A 15,150-nucleotide genomic window follows, 5' to 3' on the forward strand; every position below is an offset into this window, starting at 1 on the left:
AATTATTTCGATTTCCGGTCGCAAACTGCATTATTCCATATCTAGTTCATATTCCTCATCGGCTTGGACTTTTTTCAGCAACGTCAACGCATCGTCCGAGTATTTATGGAACACCGATTTATTGATCTTCTCGGATCGATGATATCGATTGTCACTTGCCTTGATATCTACTCCTTTGTCCTCTTTGATCTTGCGGCACAGAGAGACCGCCAGATAAGAGCCGTTACCGCCGAGTATTTTGGTAAGCTCGGTCGCGCTGTATGGATACTGAGCAGAAGCCGCACTGTAATCACTGATGTTCGCGATCCCGAATAGTTTTGCAAAGCTGTCCGAGTCCTCAACCGCCTGATCGAGCATCTGAAAATCGGCCTCGATCTTCATGGTCGGAATATCATGACGAACTAAGTTATATGATCTTGCAACAAGCGCTCTCAGCACTCGCGGGTTCACATCATTCAAAACCGGATTGGCCGCGAACGCATCGAACACCCATCGAAAATTAGATGCCTCGATCAGCTTGACCCGGATGCTTCGATCTTCGCCAGTCGCGATCAGTTTGTCTCGCGCTGGTGCGCTGTCTGATGTGATCTCATCATTCCACTCCAAGATGTAGACGTTGGGGATTACCCCGCCCTTCACAGGCAGCGCCTCGTCTATGTCCGATAGAATGGAGCGGATATTTGGATCCGATGCGCTGTAGCCAATGAACAGCAAGGGATGCTCATTGAAGAATGTCATTAGCTTGGCGCTTAAGAATTTCTTCTTTTTTGCGAACTCTTCGTAGTCGCTCTCGGTGAAAACCAAGCTCTCGTGGTCCTCAATGGAGCCGTGGATTTTATAGACCTCTCCAACTGCAAAATGCTGACCCTGCAAAATTTGTTGGCCGATGATTGGCTGATGATCGGGGAAAATCAGCTCAATCATCTGATCGTAATTAGTCGTGATTATGGCATGAGGCTTAATCTGGCGCAGTGCTTCAATCTCTTCGGCGTAGTCGCCCTTAACAAGATCGGATACGTCGGATGGCGTGAGCGATTTCAGATACTCGGCGATCCTGAATTTGATGTAGGCTTGTGCATCCACGTCCTCGTCAAACATCGTCTCGGGAAATTCGTTATGGCCCGCGCCCCAAGCCCATTCCTGGTAGAGCCGCGCGAATTCCTCACCGATCTTAATCGATGTCTTTAGTGATTGCTTATAAAAACCGAGACCTTTTTCAATAGTTGAACATTCGTCGGCCAAATGCCCCAAAAGTTCATCCCAACTTGGCGCTTCAATGTAGCGACGAGCGAGGCCTGAACCGATGAACAAGATCGGCTGACAACCCAAAGTCTGAACCGTCTCGGCAATGTCTTCGCTGACTTCCTCAACGTAGCGTTCGTAACGTGGCTGCTGCTCGTCGCTCATGTTCCCTCCATTTGATCGTCATTATGATAAGCGGCGGGCAATAGGCGGTCCAGCGCGTTTGACTATTTACTGGGTGAAGAACCGCCTAGCCAATTCTCCTACGATCATTCGATAGCAATTCGGCCTGAACCCTTGCCAGCTAGAGTTGGAGAACCTCTCCGCTCATGACTAGCGCATAGAATCGCTGTCCTACATGGCCCCGCCCGCATTATAACCGCCCCATGCCCGTTCCGCACCTCCACCCCTCTTTCGACGGCGGGCGCGGGGGAGGCGCTTGTTGCGAACGACTTCGCGCGAAAGGGGCGTTTGACGACAAGGGTGACAAGCGAAGCTCAGGCGCGCGGGGGTTGGCGGCGGTAGCTGAGGGCTTCGGCGACGTGGATGCGGCTCACCTCATCGGCCCCGGCCAGATCGGCGATGGTACGCGCGACGCGCAGCACGCGGGTGTAGCCGCGCGCGCTGAGGCGCATCGCCTCCGCCGCCTGGGCGAGCAGCTTGCGGCCCGCCTCGTCCGGCGTGGCGTGGGCTTCCAGCACCTCGCCGTCGATCTCGCAGTTCGTCCGCGCCGCCACATCGGCATAGCGCGCGGTCTGGCGCGACCGCGCGGCGGCCACTCTGGCAGCGACCTCCGCGGAGCCCTCGGCGGGCGGCGGCAGGACGAGGTCCGCGGCGGTCACCGCCTCCACCTCCACGTGCAGGTCGATCCTGTCGAGCAGCGGGCCGCTCACCTTGCTCTGATAGTCGGCGGCGCAGCGCGGCGCGCGGCTGCACGCCAGCGCCGCATCGCCCAGATGGCCGCAGCGGCACGGGTTCATGGCGGCGATCAGCTGCACCCGCGCGGGGAAGGTGACGTGGCTGTTGGCGCGCGCGACGCTGACCTCGCCCGTCTCCAGCGGCTGGCGCAGGCTGTCCAGCACGGGCCGCTGGAACTCGGGCAGCTCGTCGAGGAACAGGACGCCCAGATGCGCCAGGCTCACCTCGCCCGGCTTCACCTTCAGCCCGCCGCCGACCAGCGCGGCCATCGAGGCGCTGTGGTGCGGATCGCGATAGGGCCGCGCGCGGGTGATGCGCCCATCGATCAGCGTGCCCGCGACGGAGGCGACCATGGACACCTCCAGCGCCTCGGCCGGCGTCAGATCGGGCAGGATGCCGGGCAGGCAGCTCGCCAGCAGCGACTTGCCCGCGCCGGGTGGCCCGATCATCAGCAGGTTGTGCCCGCCCGCCGCGGCGATCTCCAGCGCGCGCTTGGCTGTCTCCTGCCCCTTCACCTGGCGCAGGTCCGGCCCGGCCACGCGCTCGCTTGCCTCGCCCGGCGCGGGCGGGGTGAGGACGGAGCTGCCGTTCAGATGGTTGAGCAGCGCAAGGAGGTCGGGCGTCGCCAGCAGGTTGAGCTCGCCCGCCCAGGCTGCCTCCGCGCCCTGCGATGCCGGGCAGATGAGGCCGCGGTCGCTCTCCGAGGCGTGGAGCGCGGCCAGAAGCACGCCGGGCGAGGCCGCCACGCGCCCGTCGAGGCCCAGCTCGCCCACCACGACATACTCGCTCAAGCTTTCTGCATCGGCCACGCCCATGGCGCCGAGCAGCGCGAGCGCGATCGGCAGGTCGTAATGCGAGCCTTCCTTGGGCAGATCGGCGGGCGAAAGATTCACGGTGATGCGCTTGGGCGGAAGCGACAGGCCGATGGCGGTGAGCGCGCTGTGCACCCGCTCCCGGCTCTCGGCCACCGCCTTGTCGGCAAGCCCGACGATCGTGAATTTGGGCATGCCCGGCGCGATCTGGCACTGCACCTCCACGGCGCGCGCCTCCAGCCCCAGATAGGCGGTCGTGGCGACCGTCGCGACCATATGCGTGCCTCCCCCCAGAAGCGGGCGGCCGGAGCGGACGCCTTAGCCGCGATAGTGTCGCGCGCGGACGCTCCTGACAAGCGCCGAAATGGAGGAAAGCTCAGTCCGCTTCGGAGACTTCGCCCACCAGATTGCATGCGAACAGGCGCTCCACGTCCTTGCGCGCCCAGCCCTCATGCTCCGCGGCGGCGAGCAGCACCATCAGCTTGGCGAGCGCGGCGACGGGCGTCATGTCGCCCGAAGGGATCGCGCCCACCTGCGGCAGCCAGGCGCCCGCCGCATAGGCACTCGATGCCTGACGACCGGCGATGACCTGCGTGCTGTCGACCACGATCACGCCCGCCTCGCTTGCGGCCTGCAGCGCGCGGTAGACGGCGCCCTCGGCCGGGGCGTCGGGGTTGCCGGAGGGGAAGTTGCCCTCGCCATAGCCCAGGAGCACGAGGCCCTTGAGGCCGGTGGCGACACAGGCGTCGATTAGCCGCGCCATCTGCGCGGAGCCCGCGGCGGCATCGAAGGCGGCGGGAAAGGCGCTAAGCGGCATGACGGTGCAGGCGTCGATGCCGTACGTGATCGCCGCCAGCCGGTCGCGCACGCGCTGACGGACGGCGGGGTCGGCCAGGCTGACGGACCGGTCGGCGGGCCCGGGCAACACGCGGGCGCAGTCCACGTCCAGCGCGATGCCATAGTCGCCCAGCGGCGGGTAGTTGGGCGAATCGAACGCGCGGAAGTCGCTGGCGTCCACCTTCAGCACGCGCGATCCGCGGAACAGGCGCGCGTCAAAGTAGACGCAGACCTCCGGCAGCCCCAGCCGCGCACAGGCCACCGCCCCGCACAGGTTCTGGAAGGCGTCGGTGTTGAAGCGCAGCACATCCGGTTCGCCGCGCGCGTACATGGGCACCTGGCTGCCAGTGACGATGACGGGTTTGGACAAGAGCGCCTCCCCCGCCCCGCCGCAGCCAACGCGGTTCAGCAGGAACGGCAGCGCGGCTGCAGTGTAGTCCATCGAATCGGTGCCGTGGAGCAGCACGAACCCGTCGAACCGGTCATACTGCTCCAGAATGTAGTCCGCGATCCGGCACCAGTCGCGCGGCTGCAAATTGGTGCTGTCCAGCGTGCCGGTTGCCGCGTTCGGGAAGGCGAGCCCGGTGTCCCAGCTTAGCTCCAGCTCAGGGTACATCGCGGTCAGCACCGGCTCGATCAGCCGCCGCGAATTGGCCGCAAAATCCTCCGCGCTCATCGGCGCCAGCGGAGCGCCGACGCAGGCAATGGTCCCGCCGCTGTTGATGACGCAGATCTTCATGAGGCTGTGCCCTACCCTCTATTCGTAATCGTCGTCCTGATAATAGTCGCCTGCCAGATCGCTGAATTTGGTGATCTCGCTCTGGAACTGCAGGGGCACGTTACCGGTGGAGCCGTGGCGCTGTTTGGCGACGATCAGGGTGGCGCGGTTGACGAGCTGCTGGTGGCGTTCCTCCCATTGCGCCCATTTTTCCACTACATCGGGCGGGCTCGATCCGTCCTGATTGGGCGCATCGGGACGCAGCGCGTCGTGATAATATTCGGCGCGGTAGATGAAGAGCACGATATCGGCGTCCTGCTCGATCGAGCCCGATTCGCGAAGGTCAGAGAGCTGCGGGCGCTTGTCCTCGCGCTGCTCCACCGCGCGGCTGAGCTGCGATAGCGCAAGCACTGGGACGCTGAGTTCCTTGGCCAACATCTTGAGGCCACGGCTGATTTCCGAGATTTCATTTACGCGGTTGTCGTTCGCGCGGCCCGTGCCCTGCAGCAGCTGCAGATAGTCGACGATGATGAGGCCGATGCCGTGGCGGCGCTGCAGGCGGCGGGCGCGGGCGCGAAGCGCCGCAATGGTGAGACCGGCGGTATCGTCGATATAGAGCGGCAGATCCTGCAATTCCCGGCTGGCACGGGACAGCTCGCGAAACTCCTCGCGGCTGATCTTGCCCATGCGCAAATGCTCGGACGAGATGCCCGACTGTTCCGCCAGAATACGCGTCGCCAACTGGTCGGCGGACATTTCCAGGCTGAAAAAGGCGGTCTTGGCGCCGACAGACTGCGCCGGATCGATGCCGTCTGCCATGTCGCGCATGTAACGGCTCGCCGCGTTGAACGCGAAGTTGGTGGCGAGCGCGGTCTTGCCCATGCCCGGACGCCCCGCAAGGATGGTAAGGTCGCTCGCGTGCAAGCCGCCGATCTTGCGGTTCACGCTGTCGAGACCCGTGGTGGTGCCGGAGAGGTTGCCGCCCGCCTGCAAGGCCCGCTCGACCATGCGGATCGCCTCGGTCGAGGCGGTAAGAAAGTCGGTCGCCTGTCCGCTCTCCCCTTCGCCTTCGGCCACCTTATAAAGCGCGCTTTCCGCGTCCTCGATCTGCTGTTTGGGATCGATCGATTCGCTTGTGTCCAGCGCCGCCTCGACTAGGTGCCGACCGACCGAGACCAGCTCGCGGAGCAGCGCAAGGTCATAGATCTGCTCGGCGAAGTTTCGCGCGCCGATCAGGCCGATATTGCTCTCGGTCAGGCGCACCAGATAGCCGGTGCCGCCCACTTCCTTCAGCGCCTCGTCATGCTCGAAAAAGGGTTTCAGCGTGACCGGCGTCACCACCATGTTGCGATCGAGCAGCTTCAGCACCTGATCGTAGATGCGCCCGTGCAGCGGTTCGAAAAAATGCTGCGATTGCAGCTTGGTCTGCACGTCTTCCGCGATACGGTTGTCCAGGAGCAGCGCGCCCAACAGCGCGGCCTCCGCCTCGATATTGTGCGGCAGGCGGGTGGTCTCCTCGCCCTCCCCGCCATCGCTCACCAGTCTGATTGCTTCCGCCATGAGACGCCTGATGAACCCTCGGCGGCGATGCTGGCAAGTGCGGCGGCGATTATCGCTGGGGAACGATCTGTGGATCGCTGTGGATAAAACATTACTGCTTGTCCCTGCGCGCTCATCGCCTATCGATGACGACATGGCGAACCCGCGCATCATCAAGGTAGAGCTGGACGAGGCGACGATCCTCTGGCGCAATGCCGATATCGAGCAGGAGCGCCGGATCGCGATCTTCGATCTGATCGAGGAAAACCATTTCGCGCCCTGCCGCGATTATCCGGACGGCTATGCGGGCCCCTATCAGCTTTATCTCTCGGTGAATGAGGGGCGACTGGTGCTCGACATCAAGCGCGAGGATGGCGGAGCGCTGGAGACGCTGATTCTGGGCCTGGGCCGCTTCCGCCGCCCGATCCGCGATTATTTCGCGATCTGCGACAGCTATTATCAGGCAATTCGCAAGGCCACCGCGCAGGAAATCGAGACGATCGATATGGCCCGGCGCGGCGTCCACAATGACGCGGCCGAGCTGCTGAAGGAGCGGCTGGAGGGCAAGGTCGACGTCGATTTCGCCACCGCACGGCGGCTGTTCACATTGATCTGCGTTCTGCATATCAGGGGTTAGAACTGCGGTGGCCGATTCACCGGCCCGCGCTCTCATCCAATCCGAATGACAGGGGAATTCACAAGGTGGCGCGACGGCGTGGCAAGCTGCTTGGCATCGTTCTGGTGCTGCTGGTTCTCGGCGGACTGGCGGCGGGCGCGTGGCTGTTCGCAGTGCGCTGGGCCCCTTCGCGCGCGCAATATCCGGTACAGGGCGTCTATCTCGATACGCATGAGGAGCGCGCGACTTGGCCTACGATGAAAGCGACCGGCGTCGATTTCGCCTATCTGCTCGCCACCACCGGCAGCGACGGGCGCGATCAGGATTTCCAGCGGCGGTTGGCCGAGGCAAAGGCTGCAGGAGTGCGCGTGGGCGCGGTACACCGCTTTGATCTGTGCCGGCTGGCAGGCGATCAGGCAGGCAATTTCATCACCAACGTGCCGCGTGGGCGGGACATGCTGCCCCCGGTGATCGAGATGCGTTTCCTCGACAGTTGCAAGGACAGGCCGGGCCGTGCGCTGGTTCTTTCCGAGATTGCAGCGCTGATCGCGCAGATCGAAAACCATTCGGGCAAGCCCGCGGTAATCAAGCTGGGCAAGGATTTTGAGGCAATGTACGATATCAGCACGGCGGTGAACCGCACCGTCTGGCTGCAACGTGATTTCTTTCCGCCGGATTATGCGGCAAGACCCTTCGTTATGTGGACGGCGAACGAAAAGCGCGACGTGGAGGGGCTGGAAGGCCCCGGCAACTGGGTGGTGGTACAGCCATGAGCGGTGATTTTTCCGGACTGGACCTGGCGTTGGTGGTCGAGGCGCGCAAGGCGATGGCGAACGCCTATGCGCCCTATAGTCGCTTCGCGGTGGGCGCGGCGGTTGAGCTGGACAACGGCACCGTCGTGCGCGGCTGCAATCTGGAAAATGCGAGCTACGGCCTGGCGTTATGCGCAGAAGCCACAGCACTCGCCACAGTGAACGCGCATGGCGGCTTTGCCCGCGTGCGCCGCATTGCCATCGCCGGCGGCCCGATGGACGCCGATCCGGGCGCACCCAGCGCCGTCGTCACTCCCTGCGGACGCTGCCGCCAGATGATCCGCGAAGCGCGCGATGTAGGCGCCGCGGAAATCCGCATCATTTGCGCAGGCGCGCACGGAGAAACGATGCGGGTCTACGGGATCGATGACCTGCTGCCCGATGCGTTCGGGCCGAGCAATTTGAGCCAGGGGACCGCATGAGCATTCTTTCCGATATCTGGATCCGTGAGCAGGCGCAGGGCCATGCCATGATCGAGCCGTTCGTCGAGGCGCAGCGGCGGGACAACTGCATCAGCTATGGCCTCAGCTCCTATGGCTATGACGCGCGCGTGGCGGACGAGTTCAAGATCTTCACCAATGTCGACAGTGCGGTGGTGGACCCCAAGAACTTCGATTCGAACAGCTTCGTCGATCGCAAGACCGATTGTTGCATCATTCCCCCCAACAGCTTCGCCCTTGCCCGCACGGTGGAATATTTCCGGGTGCCGCGCGACGTGCTGGTCATTTGCCTCGGCAAATCGACCTATGCGCGTTGCGGTATCATCGTGAACGTCACGCCGCTGGAACCGGGCTGGGAGGGGCATGTCACGCTGGAATTTTCCAACACCACACCGCTGCCCGCCAAGGTTTACGCCAATGAAGGCGCCTGCCAGTTCCTGTTCCTGAAGGGCGATCAGCCCTGTGAGACGAGCTACGCCGATCGCGCCGGAAAATATATGGGCCAGCGCGGCGTGACCCTGCCGAAATTGTAAAGATCAGGGGGCGGCATTAGCGATTCGGTAAGCTCTGATCGCCCGCGACTCGCCGGTTTCCGTGGGTTTACGTCTTATTAACCTTTTGCATTCATTTGTCGGATGGTTAATAATGCTGGCGCGTATCCGTTTCAGGGATCGGAACGTGCGGACCGAATGAGTCACAAAGGGGCGACCTCATGCGTGTACTTCTGATCGAAGACGAGCCGACCACCGCGAAAGCGATCGAGATGATGCTCGCCGCTGAAGGCTTCAATGTCTACACCACGGATCTGGGCGAAGAAGGCCTCGATCTGGGCAAGCTGTATGATTACGACATCATCTGCTTGGACCTGAACCTGCCGGACATGCACGGCTACGACGTCCTAAAGAAACTGCGCGTCGCCAAGGTGCAAACGCCGGTGCTGATCCTCTCAGGCGTCGGTGAAATGGATTCCAAGGTGCGCAGCTTCGGCTTCGGTGCCGACGATTACGTCACCAAGCCCTTCCACCGCGAAGAGTTGATCGCGCGTATTCACGCCGTTGTGCGCCGTTCCAAGGGCCATTCCCAGTCGGTCATCCGCACCGGCAAGCTTGCCGTGAACCTCGATGCCAAGACCGTGGAGGTGGACGGCAACCGCGTGCACCTCACCGGCAAGGAATATGCGATGCTGGAGCTGCTCAGCTTGCGCAAGGGTACCACGCTCACCAAGGAAATGTTCCTCAACCACCTCTATGGTGGGATGGACGAGCCGGAACTGAAGATTATCGACGTCTTCATCTGCAAGCTACGCAAGAAGCTCAGCCTGGCCTGCGAAGGCGAAAACTATATCGAAACCGTCTGGGGCCGCGGCTATGTGCTGCGTGACATCGACGAAGACGGAACGGAACGCACCCGCGCCGCCTGATCGGCCGCGCGAAAACCTTCATCAAGGATCGAGTGAAGGCGGTGCCGCGGCGCCGCCTTTTTTCATTCCGCCGTATCGATGAACCAGCGTTCGGTGCCTTCCAGCCCGATCGCGGTCAGTTTGCCGCTTTCCCATGCACCGGTATCGATGCCGATGCGGTGGCCGCGCTCTTCCACCTCTTCACTGATCGTGTGTCCGTGCACCACCAGCTTGTCGAGCCGCCCCTTATGATCGAGGAACTCCTCACGGATCCAGCGCAGATGCCTCGCCTTCTGCGAATCGAGCGGCACGTCCGGCTTCACGCCCGCATGCACGAACAGATAATCGCCGATCGCGATGCTATCCTCGAACGCTTCGATGAAGGCGGCATGTTCTTCCGGCACGACCTGCGGGATGCGCTGGGCCAGTTCGGCATGATCAAGTGCGTTCATTTCCTCTTCGGACAGGCCATAGCTCATCACCGTCTCACGCCCGCCAATCCTGTAGAAAAAGCGCGCGACTTCCTTGGAGGGTGAGCGCACTGCCTCCAGGAACACCTCTTCATGATTGCCGGCGAGAAACCGCACATTGCCGCGCGTTGCGCCCAGCTTCATCGCGCGTTCGACCACGCCGCGCGAGTCGGGCCCGCGATCAACCAGATCGCCGAGCAGGATCAGTGTGGTCTCCGCGTTGCCCCGCGCCGTATCGTCCGCCTCGATCTTCGCCAGCAGCGCATCGAACAGGTCCGCGCGGCCGTGGATATCGCCGATCGCATAGACGCGCTCCCCCTCCGGGATGCTCGCCTTGCGGCCGCGCGGGCCGACCACGTCTTTTTTGCGTTTGAGAAGTCTCAGTACCATAAGGCCAAACAGATTGCCGAAAAGCGCGCGCTTATAGCCTGCCTCGCTGAACTCAAGCTTGATCGCGTCATTCGGATGCGAAAGTCAGCCCCGCCCGTTCTTCGAGCCGCTTTGCCAGTTCCTCACCGAAGAGCGCGCCCGGCGTCCATACCCCGCCATCGCCGTCATGTGCGCGCTCGGACAAGAGGATCGCCGTTTCCGCGATCATGCGACTGGTGGAACCGTACCCCGGATCGCGATCCCCCTTCACGCCAAAGCGCGCGGCACGACCGTCCGGCCATTCGCCGATAAACAGGAGATCGTAGAAGCCGGCATCCCGCTCCGCCTTGCTCGGCCCTTCGCCCGGTTTCGGCCCCTTGTCGCCGGCCAGCGGATTGGCCTTGGCGAGCATTTCGGCGGCCTTCTGGCCCATTTCGCCGGGGCTCGTAACCACCATCTCGTCATATCGAAAATCTTCGCCATAGGGATGGCCGAGCAGACGGTTGGTGCGGTGGACGTTCTTGGTGTTGATCGTCGCCATGATGAACGGCGCCACCCAGCTGTCCAGCGCATCATCGACATGCGGAACAAGACCCTTGGGCTGGTCCGGCCCCTCGAAACCTGGCGTCAGCGAAAAGGGATCGGTGAGATAACCGATCACCTTCGGGTCTTTCGCCGCCGCGGCCATGGTGGCCTTAAGGCTGGCCGCCGTACCGCCGGAGAAACCGCCTTCCATCGCCCTCACCCGTCCTTTCACGCGCGGCGCTGGAGTGCCGTTGGTCGCGCGGGCGTGCTTTTGCAGAAGAAGCACGCCGAGATCGAAGGGGATCGAGTCGAAGCCGCAGGAAAAGACGATCCGCGCGCCCGTGCGCGCCGCCTCAGCCTGATGCAGGTCGATCTGCTGACGCATCCAGGCGGGCTCTCCGCACAGATCGCAATAATCCGTACCAGTTTTGGCGCAGGCGGCGACCAGTTCGTTGCCGTGCAGCTGGTAAGGCCCGACCGTGGTGAGGACCACCTTGGTGCGCGCGCACATCGCTTCGAGCGAGGCGGGATCGGATGCGTCGGCGACAATCAGCGGCGTATCGCTCGGCGCGTCAATCGCGCTGCGCACCTGCTCAAGCTTGGTGAGATTGCGCCCGGCCATCGCCCATTTCAGCTCGCTGCCGCCATGGGCCTGCGCGACATATTCGGCGACCAGCTGTCCCGTGAAGCCCGTTGCCCCATAGATAACGACATCGAATTCGCGATTGGTCATGCCTTCCCTCCCGGCTTGGTTGCTACGTCGAAATCGCCGCGTTTGCGCGCCACCTCACGCTCACGATGCTCTTCCAGCTCCCGCTCGCGTAGCTCGTGCTCGCGGTCCCGTTTTGAACGCATCCGATCGAGCCCGTGGCTGACATTGCCATAGGAGAACACCATGATCAGGCCGCCCGCAACGGCAAGGTTTTTGAGGAACATCGCCTGCTGGATCGGATCGCCCCAGTCATTGTGAAAAACCAGGCCGGTGATAATGCAGAAGCCTGCCAGCAAAATGGCCGTCAGACGCGTGAAAAGGCCGAGCAGCAACAAAAGCCCCAGCACCACCTCGAACGTGGCCGCGGGCACGGCGAGGCCAGCCGGCAGTCCGACAGACTGAATATACTGATCCGTGCCCGCCAGATCGAGGAACTTGCCCAATCCCGCCAGGATGAACAGCGGCGATATCAGGATGCGCGCAATCAGCGCGGCAAATTTGCTGACGAAGTGCATGGGACCCTCTCTTCCTTGGCTCGGCCGGTTTGTTACCGCCACGTCCATTACGCACCCGTCATGGCTTTCGTTCCGCGCGAGACGGGCCGCGGCGCATTTGCGGCGCATCGCGGTTGTACGTTACGCCATACCGCGCATATGAAAGATCACGATCATTCGAGAGGAGCAAGGCATGCGCGAACATCTGAAACATTATATCGGCGGCCGATGGGTGGAAAGTGAAGGCGGTGAGCGGCATGAGGTGATCAACCCGGCGACTGAAGAGCCAGTCACCGCGATTACGCTGGGTACCGCAGCCGATGTCGACAAGGCCGTTGCCGCTGCGCGCGAAGCCTATGAAAGCTTTTCGCAAACCAGTGTGGAGGATCGCCTCGCTCTGCTACAGCGCATTGCCGACGAATATAAAGCGCGCATGGGCGACATGGCCAAGGCGATCAGCGAGGAGATGGGCGCGCCGATCAGCTTCGCCGGCGCCGCGCAGGCACCCGCCGGCCTCGGCCATTTTCTCGCTACCGCAAAGGCGCTGAAGGATTTCGCGTTCGAGGAACAGATCGGCAAGGCCACGGTGCTGCATGAACCGATCGGCGTCGTCGGCCTGATCACGCCGTGGAACTGGCCGGTCAACCAGATCAACGCCAAGGTCGCGCCCTGCATCGCTGCAGGTAATACGATGGTACTGAAGCCGTCCGAAGAGTGCCCGTCCAATGCGGTGATCCTCGCCGAGATCATGGAAGCCGCCGGTGTTCCCGCGGGCGTGTTCAACCTAGTACAGGGCGACGGGCCGACCGTCGGCGCGGCGATCGCGGGCCATGAGAATATCGACATGGTGAGCTTCACCGGATCGACGCGCGCGGGCATCGCTGTGGCGCAGGCCGCCGCTCCGACGGTGAAGCGCGTTCACCAGGAACTGGGCGGCAAAGCGCCCAATCTGGTGCTGGAAGGCGCCAAGCTGGACGAGGTGCTTCCGCCCACGCTGCAAGGCGTGCTCGCCAATAGCGGGCAGAGCTGCATCGCGCCCACGCGCCTACTCGTTCACGAAAGCCAGAAGGAAGAGGCCGAGCAATTCGCGAAAGCGATGTTCGCACAGACCAAGGTGGGCAGCCCGGACGAACAGGGCATGCACATCGGCCCCGTCGTGAACAAAACGCAGTACGACAAGATCCAGGAACTGATCGAGAGCGGGATCGAGCAAGGCGCGACGTTGCTGGAGGGCGGCCCCGGCCTGCCCGAAGGCGTCAACCGCGGCTATTATGTGCGCCCCACCGTGTTCGCCGACGTGACGCCCGATATGCGGCTGTTTCGCGAGGAAACCTTCGGCCCCGTCGCGACGATCACGAGCTATGCGAGCAGTGAGGAAGCCGTGCGGCTGGCCAATGACACCGCATACGGCCTTTCCGCCACCATCTCCGGCGATCCGGAAGCGGCCCGGCCTGTCGCGGCCAAGCTGCGCGCGGGACTGGTCACCGTGAACAGCTGGGGGCCGGACAGCGGCGCACCCTTCGGCGGCTACAAGCAATCGGGCAATGGCCGTGAATTCGGCGCGTACGGCTTGCGCGACTTCATGGAGGTCAAAACCCTCGTCGGCGCCTGAGCGAATATCGCCCGCCGCCGCCAGTCAGTGGCGGCGGGTGGTCTCCGGAAAGTTTCTATTGAAACAAAATTGCTGAAAAATAGTCGCGCGCGCACACTTGACATACACATAGGCTCCTGCCACCCAAGCGCCGCCTGCAATGGTGCGGGTGAAGGAGCTTTTGCCATGACCAACGGACGGGACACCCTATTTCCCACACCGGGCGCGCGCTTCTTCTATTATTATCTCGGCTCGTTTAGCAGCCGGTACGTCTACTGAGGCGTATCGGACCGAAAATCACCGCCGGAGAACCGGCGCATTTGCTGACGGCGGCCATTCTATGCCGCATATCCATCCGAGAGTTATTCCATGACCCAGAATCCGAAATCCGCCCCGCGTCCGATCGATAATCTGCGTGAAGAAATCGACGCGCTCGACGATGCACTGCTCGATCTTGTTGAAAAGCGCTTGGCGCTGTCCAAGTCCATCGCCGCCGCCAAGAGCGCAGAGGACGACCGTCATCTGATGATCCGCCCCAAGCGCGAGCGGCAGCTGATCGAGCGCCTCGCCGGCAACACCCGCGCCATCCCGCGCGCCAGCGTTTCGGCGATCTGGCGGGAACTGATGAGCCTCAATCTGCAATCGCAGCGCAGCACCGAACTGGCGCTATGCGCCGATGAGCGCCGCATGCACGTCGCCGATCAGGCGCGCCGCCGCTTCGGCACGGTCGCCCCCATGGTGGAGGTGGCAGAGCCCGCCGCTGCACTGGAACGCGCCCGCACGCGTGAAACCATTGCGATCATCGAACTCAATCCGAAGGCGGACTGGTGGACGGTGCTGGCCGAGGACGACGATCTTGTCATTTTCGATGCGCTGCGGGAGGAAGGCGGCTGGGTTACGGCCATCGTGGTCGGCCGGCTGGACAGCTCGCATGTGCCCGAAGACCGCCGCTACTGCGTCGTGAGCGCGAGCGAGCTGTTGTCGCGCGTGGTGAAGGGGGAGCCGATCTGTCCGCTCGCCAGCGCAGGCGATTGGCGGTTGTGCCTTACCGATCTGGCATCGGCACACACGCTTTCCGACGCCGCCTGAAGAGGCCGCATCATGACCAGTGAAGTCGCCTATCAAGGCGAGCCCGGCGCGTTCGGCGAGATGGCCTGTCTCGCCGCCCTTCCGGACTGGAAGCCGGTTGCCCATGAAAGTTTCGAAGCGGTGGCCGACGCTGTCGCCGCCGGACGCTTCCAACGCGGGATGATCCCGGTCGAAAACAGCAATGCCGGGCCGGTGCCCGGCAATCTGGAAATGATCGCGTCCAAGAACGTCACCGTCCTTTCGCGCCATGCGCTGCCGGTTGCGATGCACTGTCTCGGCCTGCCGGGCGCCCGGCTGGAAGATATCCGTCTTGTGCGCAGTCATCCCATGGCGATCAAGGAGTCCCGCCGGTTTCTCTGTGATTTGGGGGCGGCTACCGAGGAATCGCGCAACACCGCGATGGCCGCGCATCGTCTTACCGAAACGGGTGATGCCTCGGTGGCCGTGCTCGCCTCCTCCCGCTCGGCCGAGATCTACGGTCTCGAATTCCTGGCGCGTAATGTGCAGGACAGCGCGGACAACACTACCTTTTTCGCGATGATCGCCCCGCGCTGAGGAGGCCTTGCC

At 62.8% G+C, this 15,150-nt stretch carries 15 protein-coding genes; 8 read left to right on the plus strand and 7 right to left on the minus strand.

The window, feature by feature from the left end; genetic code table 11:
• Nucleotides 1-30: 30 nt before the first annotated feature.
• From H7X45_RS07810 to H7X45_RS07825, 4 genes are all read right to left on the minus strand, one after another.
• On the minus strand, nt 31-1,407 hold the full coding sequence (locus H7X45_RS07810) for an SIR2 family protein (protein WP_187334357.1): 1,377 nt from the start codon (nt 1,405-1,407) through the stop codon (nt 31-33).
• Between the two features lie 332 nt (nt 1,408-1,739).
• Nucleotides 1,740-3,248, minus strand: coding sequence for a YifB family Mg chelatase-like AAA ATPase (locus H7X45_RS07815; RefSeq protein WP_187334358.1), 1,509 nt, complete (start codon nt 3,246-3,248; stop codon nt 1,740-1,742).
• A 100-nt stretch (nt 3,249-3,348) separates the two neighbouring features.
• Entirely contained in the window at nt 3,349-4,548 is a 1,200-nt protein-coding gene (locus H7X45_RS07820; protein ID WP_187334359.1) for an asparaginase, read from the minus strand.
• A gap of 18 nt (nt 4,549-4,566) precedes the next feature.
• Nucleotides 4,567-6,087 (minus strand): replicative DNA helicase, encoded by a 1,521-nt coding sequence (locus H7X45_RS07825; protein ID WP_187334360.1) that lies wholly within the window; start codon nt 6,085-6,087, stop codon nt 4,567-4,569.
• A 133-nt stretch (nt 6,088-6,220) separates the two neighbouring features.
• Between H7X45_RS07825 and H7X45_RS07830 the strand changes: the two genes are divergently transcribed.
• The 5 genes from H7X45_RS07830 (at nt 6,221) to ctrA (ending at nt 9,354) form a co-directional block, all read left to right on the plus strand.
• Nucleotides 6,221-6,703: a UPF0262 family protein gene (locus H7X45_RS07830; protein WP_187334361.1), complete on the plus strand. Its 483-nt coding sequence runs from the start codon at nt 6,221-6,223 to the stop codon at nt 6,701-6,703.
• A gap of 65 nt (nt 6,704-6,768) precedes the next feature.
• On the plus strand, nt 6,769-7,455 hold the full coding sequence (locus H7X45_RS07835; protein WP_187334362.1) for a GH25 family lysozyme: 687 nt from the start codon (nt 6,769-6,771) through the stop codon (nt 7,453-7,455).
• The gene (locus H7X45_RS07840) at nt 7,452-7,916 is read left to right on the plus strand and encodes a cytidine deaminase (RefSeq protein ID WP_187334363.1); all 465 of its coding nucleotides are present in this window, start codon (nt 7,452-7,454) and stop codon (nt 7,914-7,916) included. The genes H7X45_RS07835 and H7X45_RS07840 overlap by 4 nt, the downstream gene beginning before the upstream one ends.
• Nucleotides 7,913-8,467, plus strand: coding sequence for a dCTP deaminase (gene dcd, locus H7X45_RS07845; protein WP_187334364.1), 555 nt, complete (start codon nt 7,913-7,915; stop codon nt 8,465-8,467). The genes H7X45_RS07840 and dcd overlap by 4 nt, the downstream gene beginning before the upstream one ends.
• Nucleotides 8,468-8,646: 179 nt before the next feature.
• On the plus strand, nt 8,647-9,354 hold the full coding sequence (gene ctrA, locus H7X45_RS07850) for a response regulator transcription factor CtrA (RefSeq protein ID WP_187334365.1): 708 nt from the start codon (nt 8,647-8,649) through the stop codon (nt 9,352-9,354).
• 62 nt (nt 9,355-9,416) lie between these two features.
• On the opposite strand, the gene H7X45_RS07855 is transcribed toward ctrA, so the two are convergent.
• The 3 genes from H7X45_RS07855 to H7X45_RS07865 all read right to left on the minus strand — a co-directional run bounded on the left by H7X45_RS07855 (nt 9,417) and on the right by H7X45_RS07865 (nt 11,924).
• Entirely contained in the window at nt 9,417-10,193 is a 777-nt protein-coding gene (locus tag H7X45_RS07855) for a metallophosphoesterase family protein (protein ID WP_187334366.1), read from the minus strand.
• A 67-nt stretch (nt 10,194-10,260) separates the two neighbouring features.
• On the minus strand, nt 10,261-11,430 hold the full coding sequence (locus tag H7X45_RS07860; protein ID WP_187334367.1) for a saccharopine dehydrogenase family protein: 1,170 nt from the start codon (nt 11,428-11,430) through the stop codon (nt 10,261-10,263).
• On the minus strand, nt 11,427-11,924 hold the full coding sequence (locus tag H7X45_RS07865; RefSeq protein WP_187334368.1) for a DoxX family protein: 498 nt from the start codon (nt 11,922-11,924) through the stop codon (nt 11,427-11,429). Before H7X45_RS07865 ends, H7X45_RS07860 begins: the two co-directional genes overlap by 4 nt.
• A gap of 172 nt (nt 11,925-12,096) precedes the next feature.
• Between H7X45_RS07865 and H7X45_RS07870 the strand changes: the two genes are divergently transcribed.
• The 3 genes from H7X45_RS07870 to H7X45_RS07880 all read left to right on the plus strand — a co-directional run bounded on the left by H7X45_RS07870 (nt 12,097) and on the right by H7X45_RS07880 (nt 15,138).
• Complete coding sequence (locus H7X45_RS07870) at nt 12,097-13,515, plus strand: aldehyde dehydrogenase family protein (RefSeq protein ID WP_187334369.1); 1,419 nt, start codon at nt 12,097-12,099, stop codon at nt 13,513-13,515.
• A 348-nt stretch (nt 13,516-13,863) separates the two neighbouring features.
• Nucleotides 13,864-14,583 carry a chorismate mutase gene (locus H7X45_RS07875; protein ID WP_187334370.1) on the plus strand — a complete coding sequence of 240 codons (720 nt, stop codon included), beginning with the start codon at nt 13,864-13,866 and terminating at the stop codon, nt 14,581-14,583.
• A 12-nt stretch (nt 14,584-14,595) separates the two neighbouring features.
• Complete coding sequence (locus tag H7X45_RS07880) at nt 14,596-15,138, plus strand: prephenate dehydratase domain-containing protein (RefSeq protein WP_187334371.1); 543 nt, start codon at nt 14,596-14,598, stop codon at nt 15,136-15,138.
• The last annotated feature ends 12 nt before the right edge of the window (nt 15,139-15,150 follow it).

Origin of the sequence: Novosphingopyxis iocasae, assembly GCF_014334095.1 — a bacterium.
Taxonomy (GTDB): Bacteria; Pseudomonadota; Alphaproteobacteria; order Sphingomonadales; family Sphingomonadaceae; genus Novosphingopyxis; species Novosphingopyxis iocasae.

Excerpts from the sequence above, each read along its gene's own strand:
- H7X45_RS07810 (WP_187334357.1), bottom strand. The coding sequence starts at position 1,407 with ATGAGCGACGAGCAGCAGCCACGTTACGAACGCTACGTTGAGGAAGTC.
- H7X45_RS07815 (WP_187334358.1), bottom strand. The coding sequence starts at position 3,248 with ATGGTCGCGACGGTCGCCACGACCGCCTATCTGGGGCTGGAGGCGCGC.
- H7X45_RS07820 (WP_187334359.1), bottom strand. The coding sequence starts at position 4,548 with ATGAAGATCTGCGTCATCAACAGCGGCGGGACCATTGCCTGCGTCGGC.
- H7X45_RS07825 (WP_187334360.1), bottom strand. The coding sequence starts at position 6,087 with ATGGCGGAAGCAATCAGACTGGTGAGCGATGGCGGGGAGGGCGAGGAG.
- H7X45_RS07830 (WP_187334361.1), top strand. The coding sequence starts at position 6,221 with ATGGCGAACCCGCGCATCATCAAGGTAGAGCTGGACGAGGCGACGATC.
- H7X45_RS07840 (WP_187334363.1), top strand. The coding sequence starts at position 7,452 with ATGAGCGGTGATTTTTCCGGACTGGACCTGGCGTTGGTGGTCGAGGCG.
- dcd (WP_187334364.1), top strand. The coding sequence starts at position 7,913 with ATGAGCATTCTTTCCGATATCTGGATCCGTGAGCAGGCGCAGGGCCAT.
- ctrA (WP_187334365.1), top strand. The coding sequence starts at position 8,647 with ATGCGTGTACTTCTGATCGAAGACGAGCCGACCACCGCGAAAGCGATC.
- H7X45_RS07855 (WP_187334366.1), bottom strand. The coding sequence starts at position 10,193 with ATGGTACTGAGACTTCTCAAACGCAAAAAAGACGTGGTCGGCCCGCGC.
- H7X45_RS07860 (WP_187334367.1), bottom strand. The coding sequence starts at position 11,430 with ATGACCAATCGCGAATTCGATGTCGTTATCTATGGGGCAACGGGCTTC.
- H7X45_RS07865 (WP_187334368.1), bottom strand. The coding sequence starts at position 11,924 with ATGCACTTCGTCAGCAAATTTGCCGCGCTGATTGCGCGCATCCTGATA.
- H7X45_RS07870 (WP_187334369.1), top strand. The coding sequence starts at position 12,097 with ATGCGCGAACATCTGAAACATTATATCGGCGGCCGATGGGTGGAAAGT.
- H7X45_RS07875 (WP_187334370.1), top strand. The coding sequence starts at position 13,864 with ATGACCCAGAATCCGAAATCCGCCCCGCGTCCGATCGATAATCTGCGT.
- H7X45_RS07880 (WP_187334371.1), top strand. The coding sequence starts at position 14,596 with ATGACCAGTGAAGTCGCCTATCAAGGCGAGCCCGGCGCGTTCGGCGAG.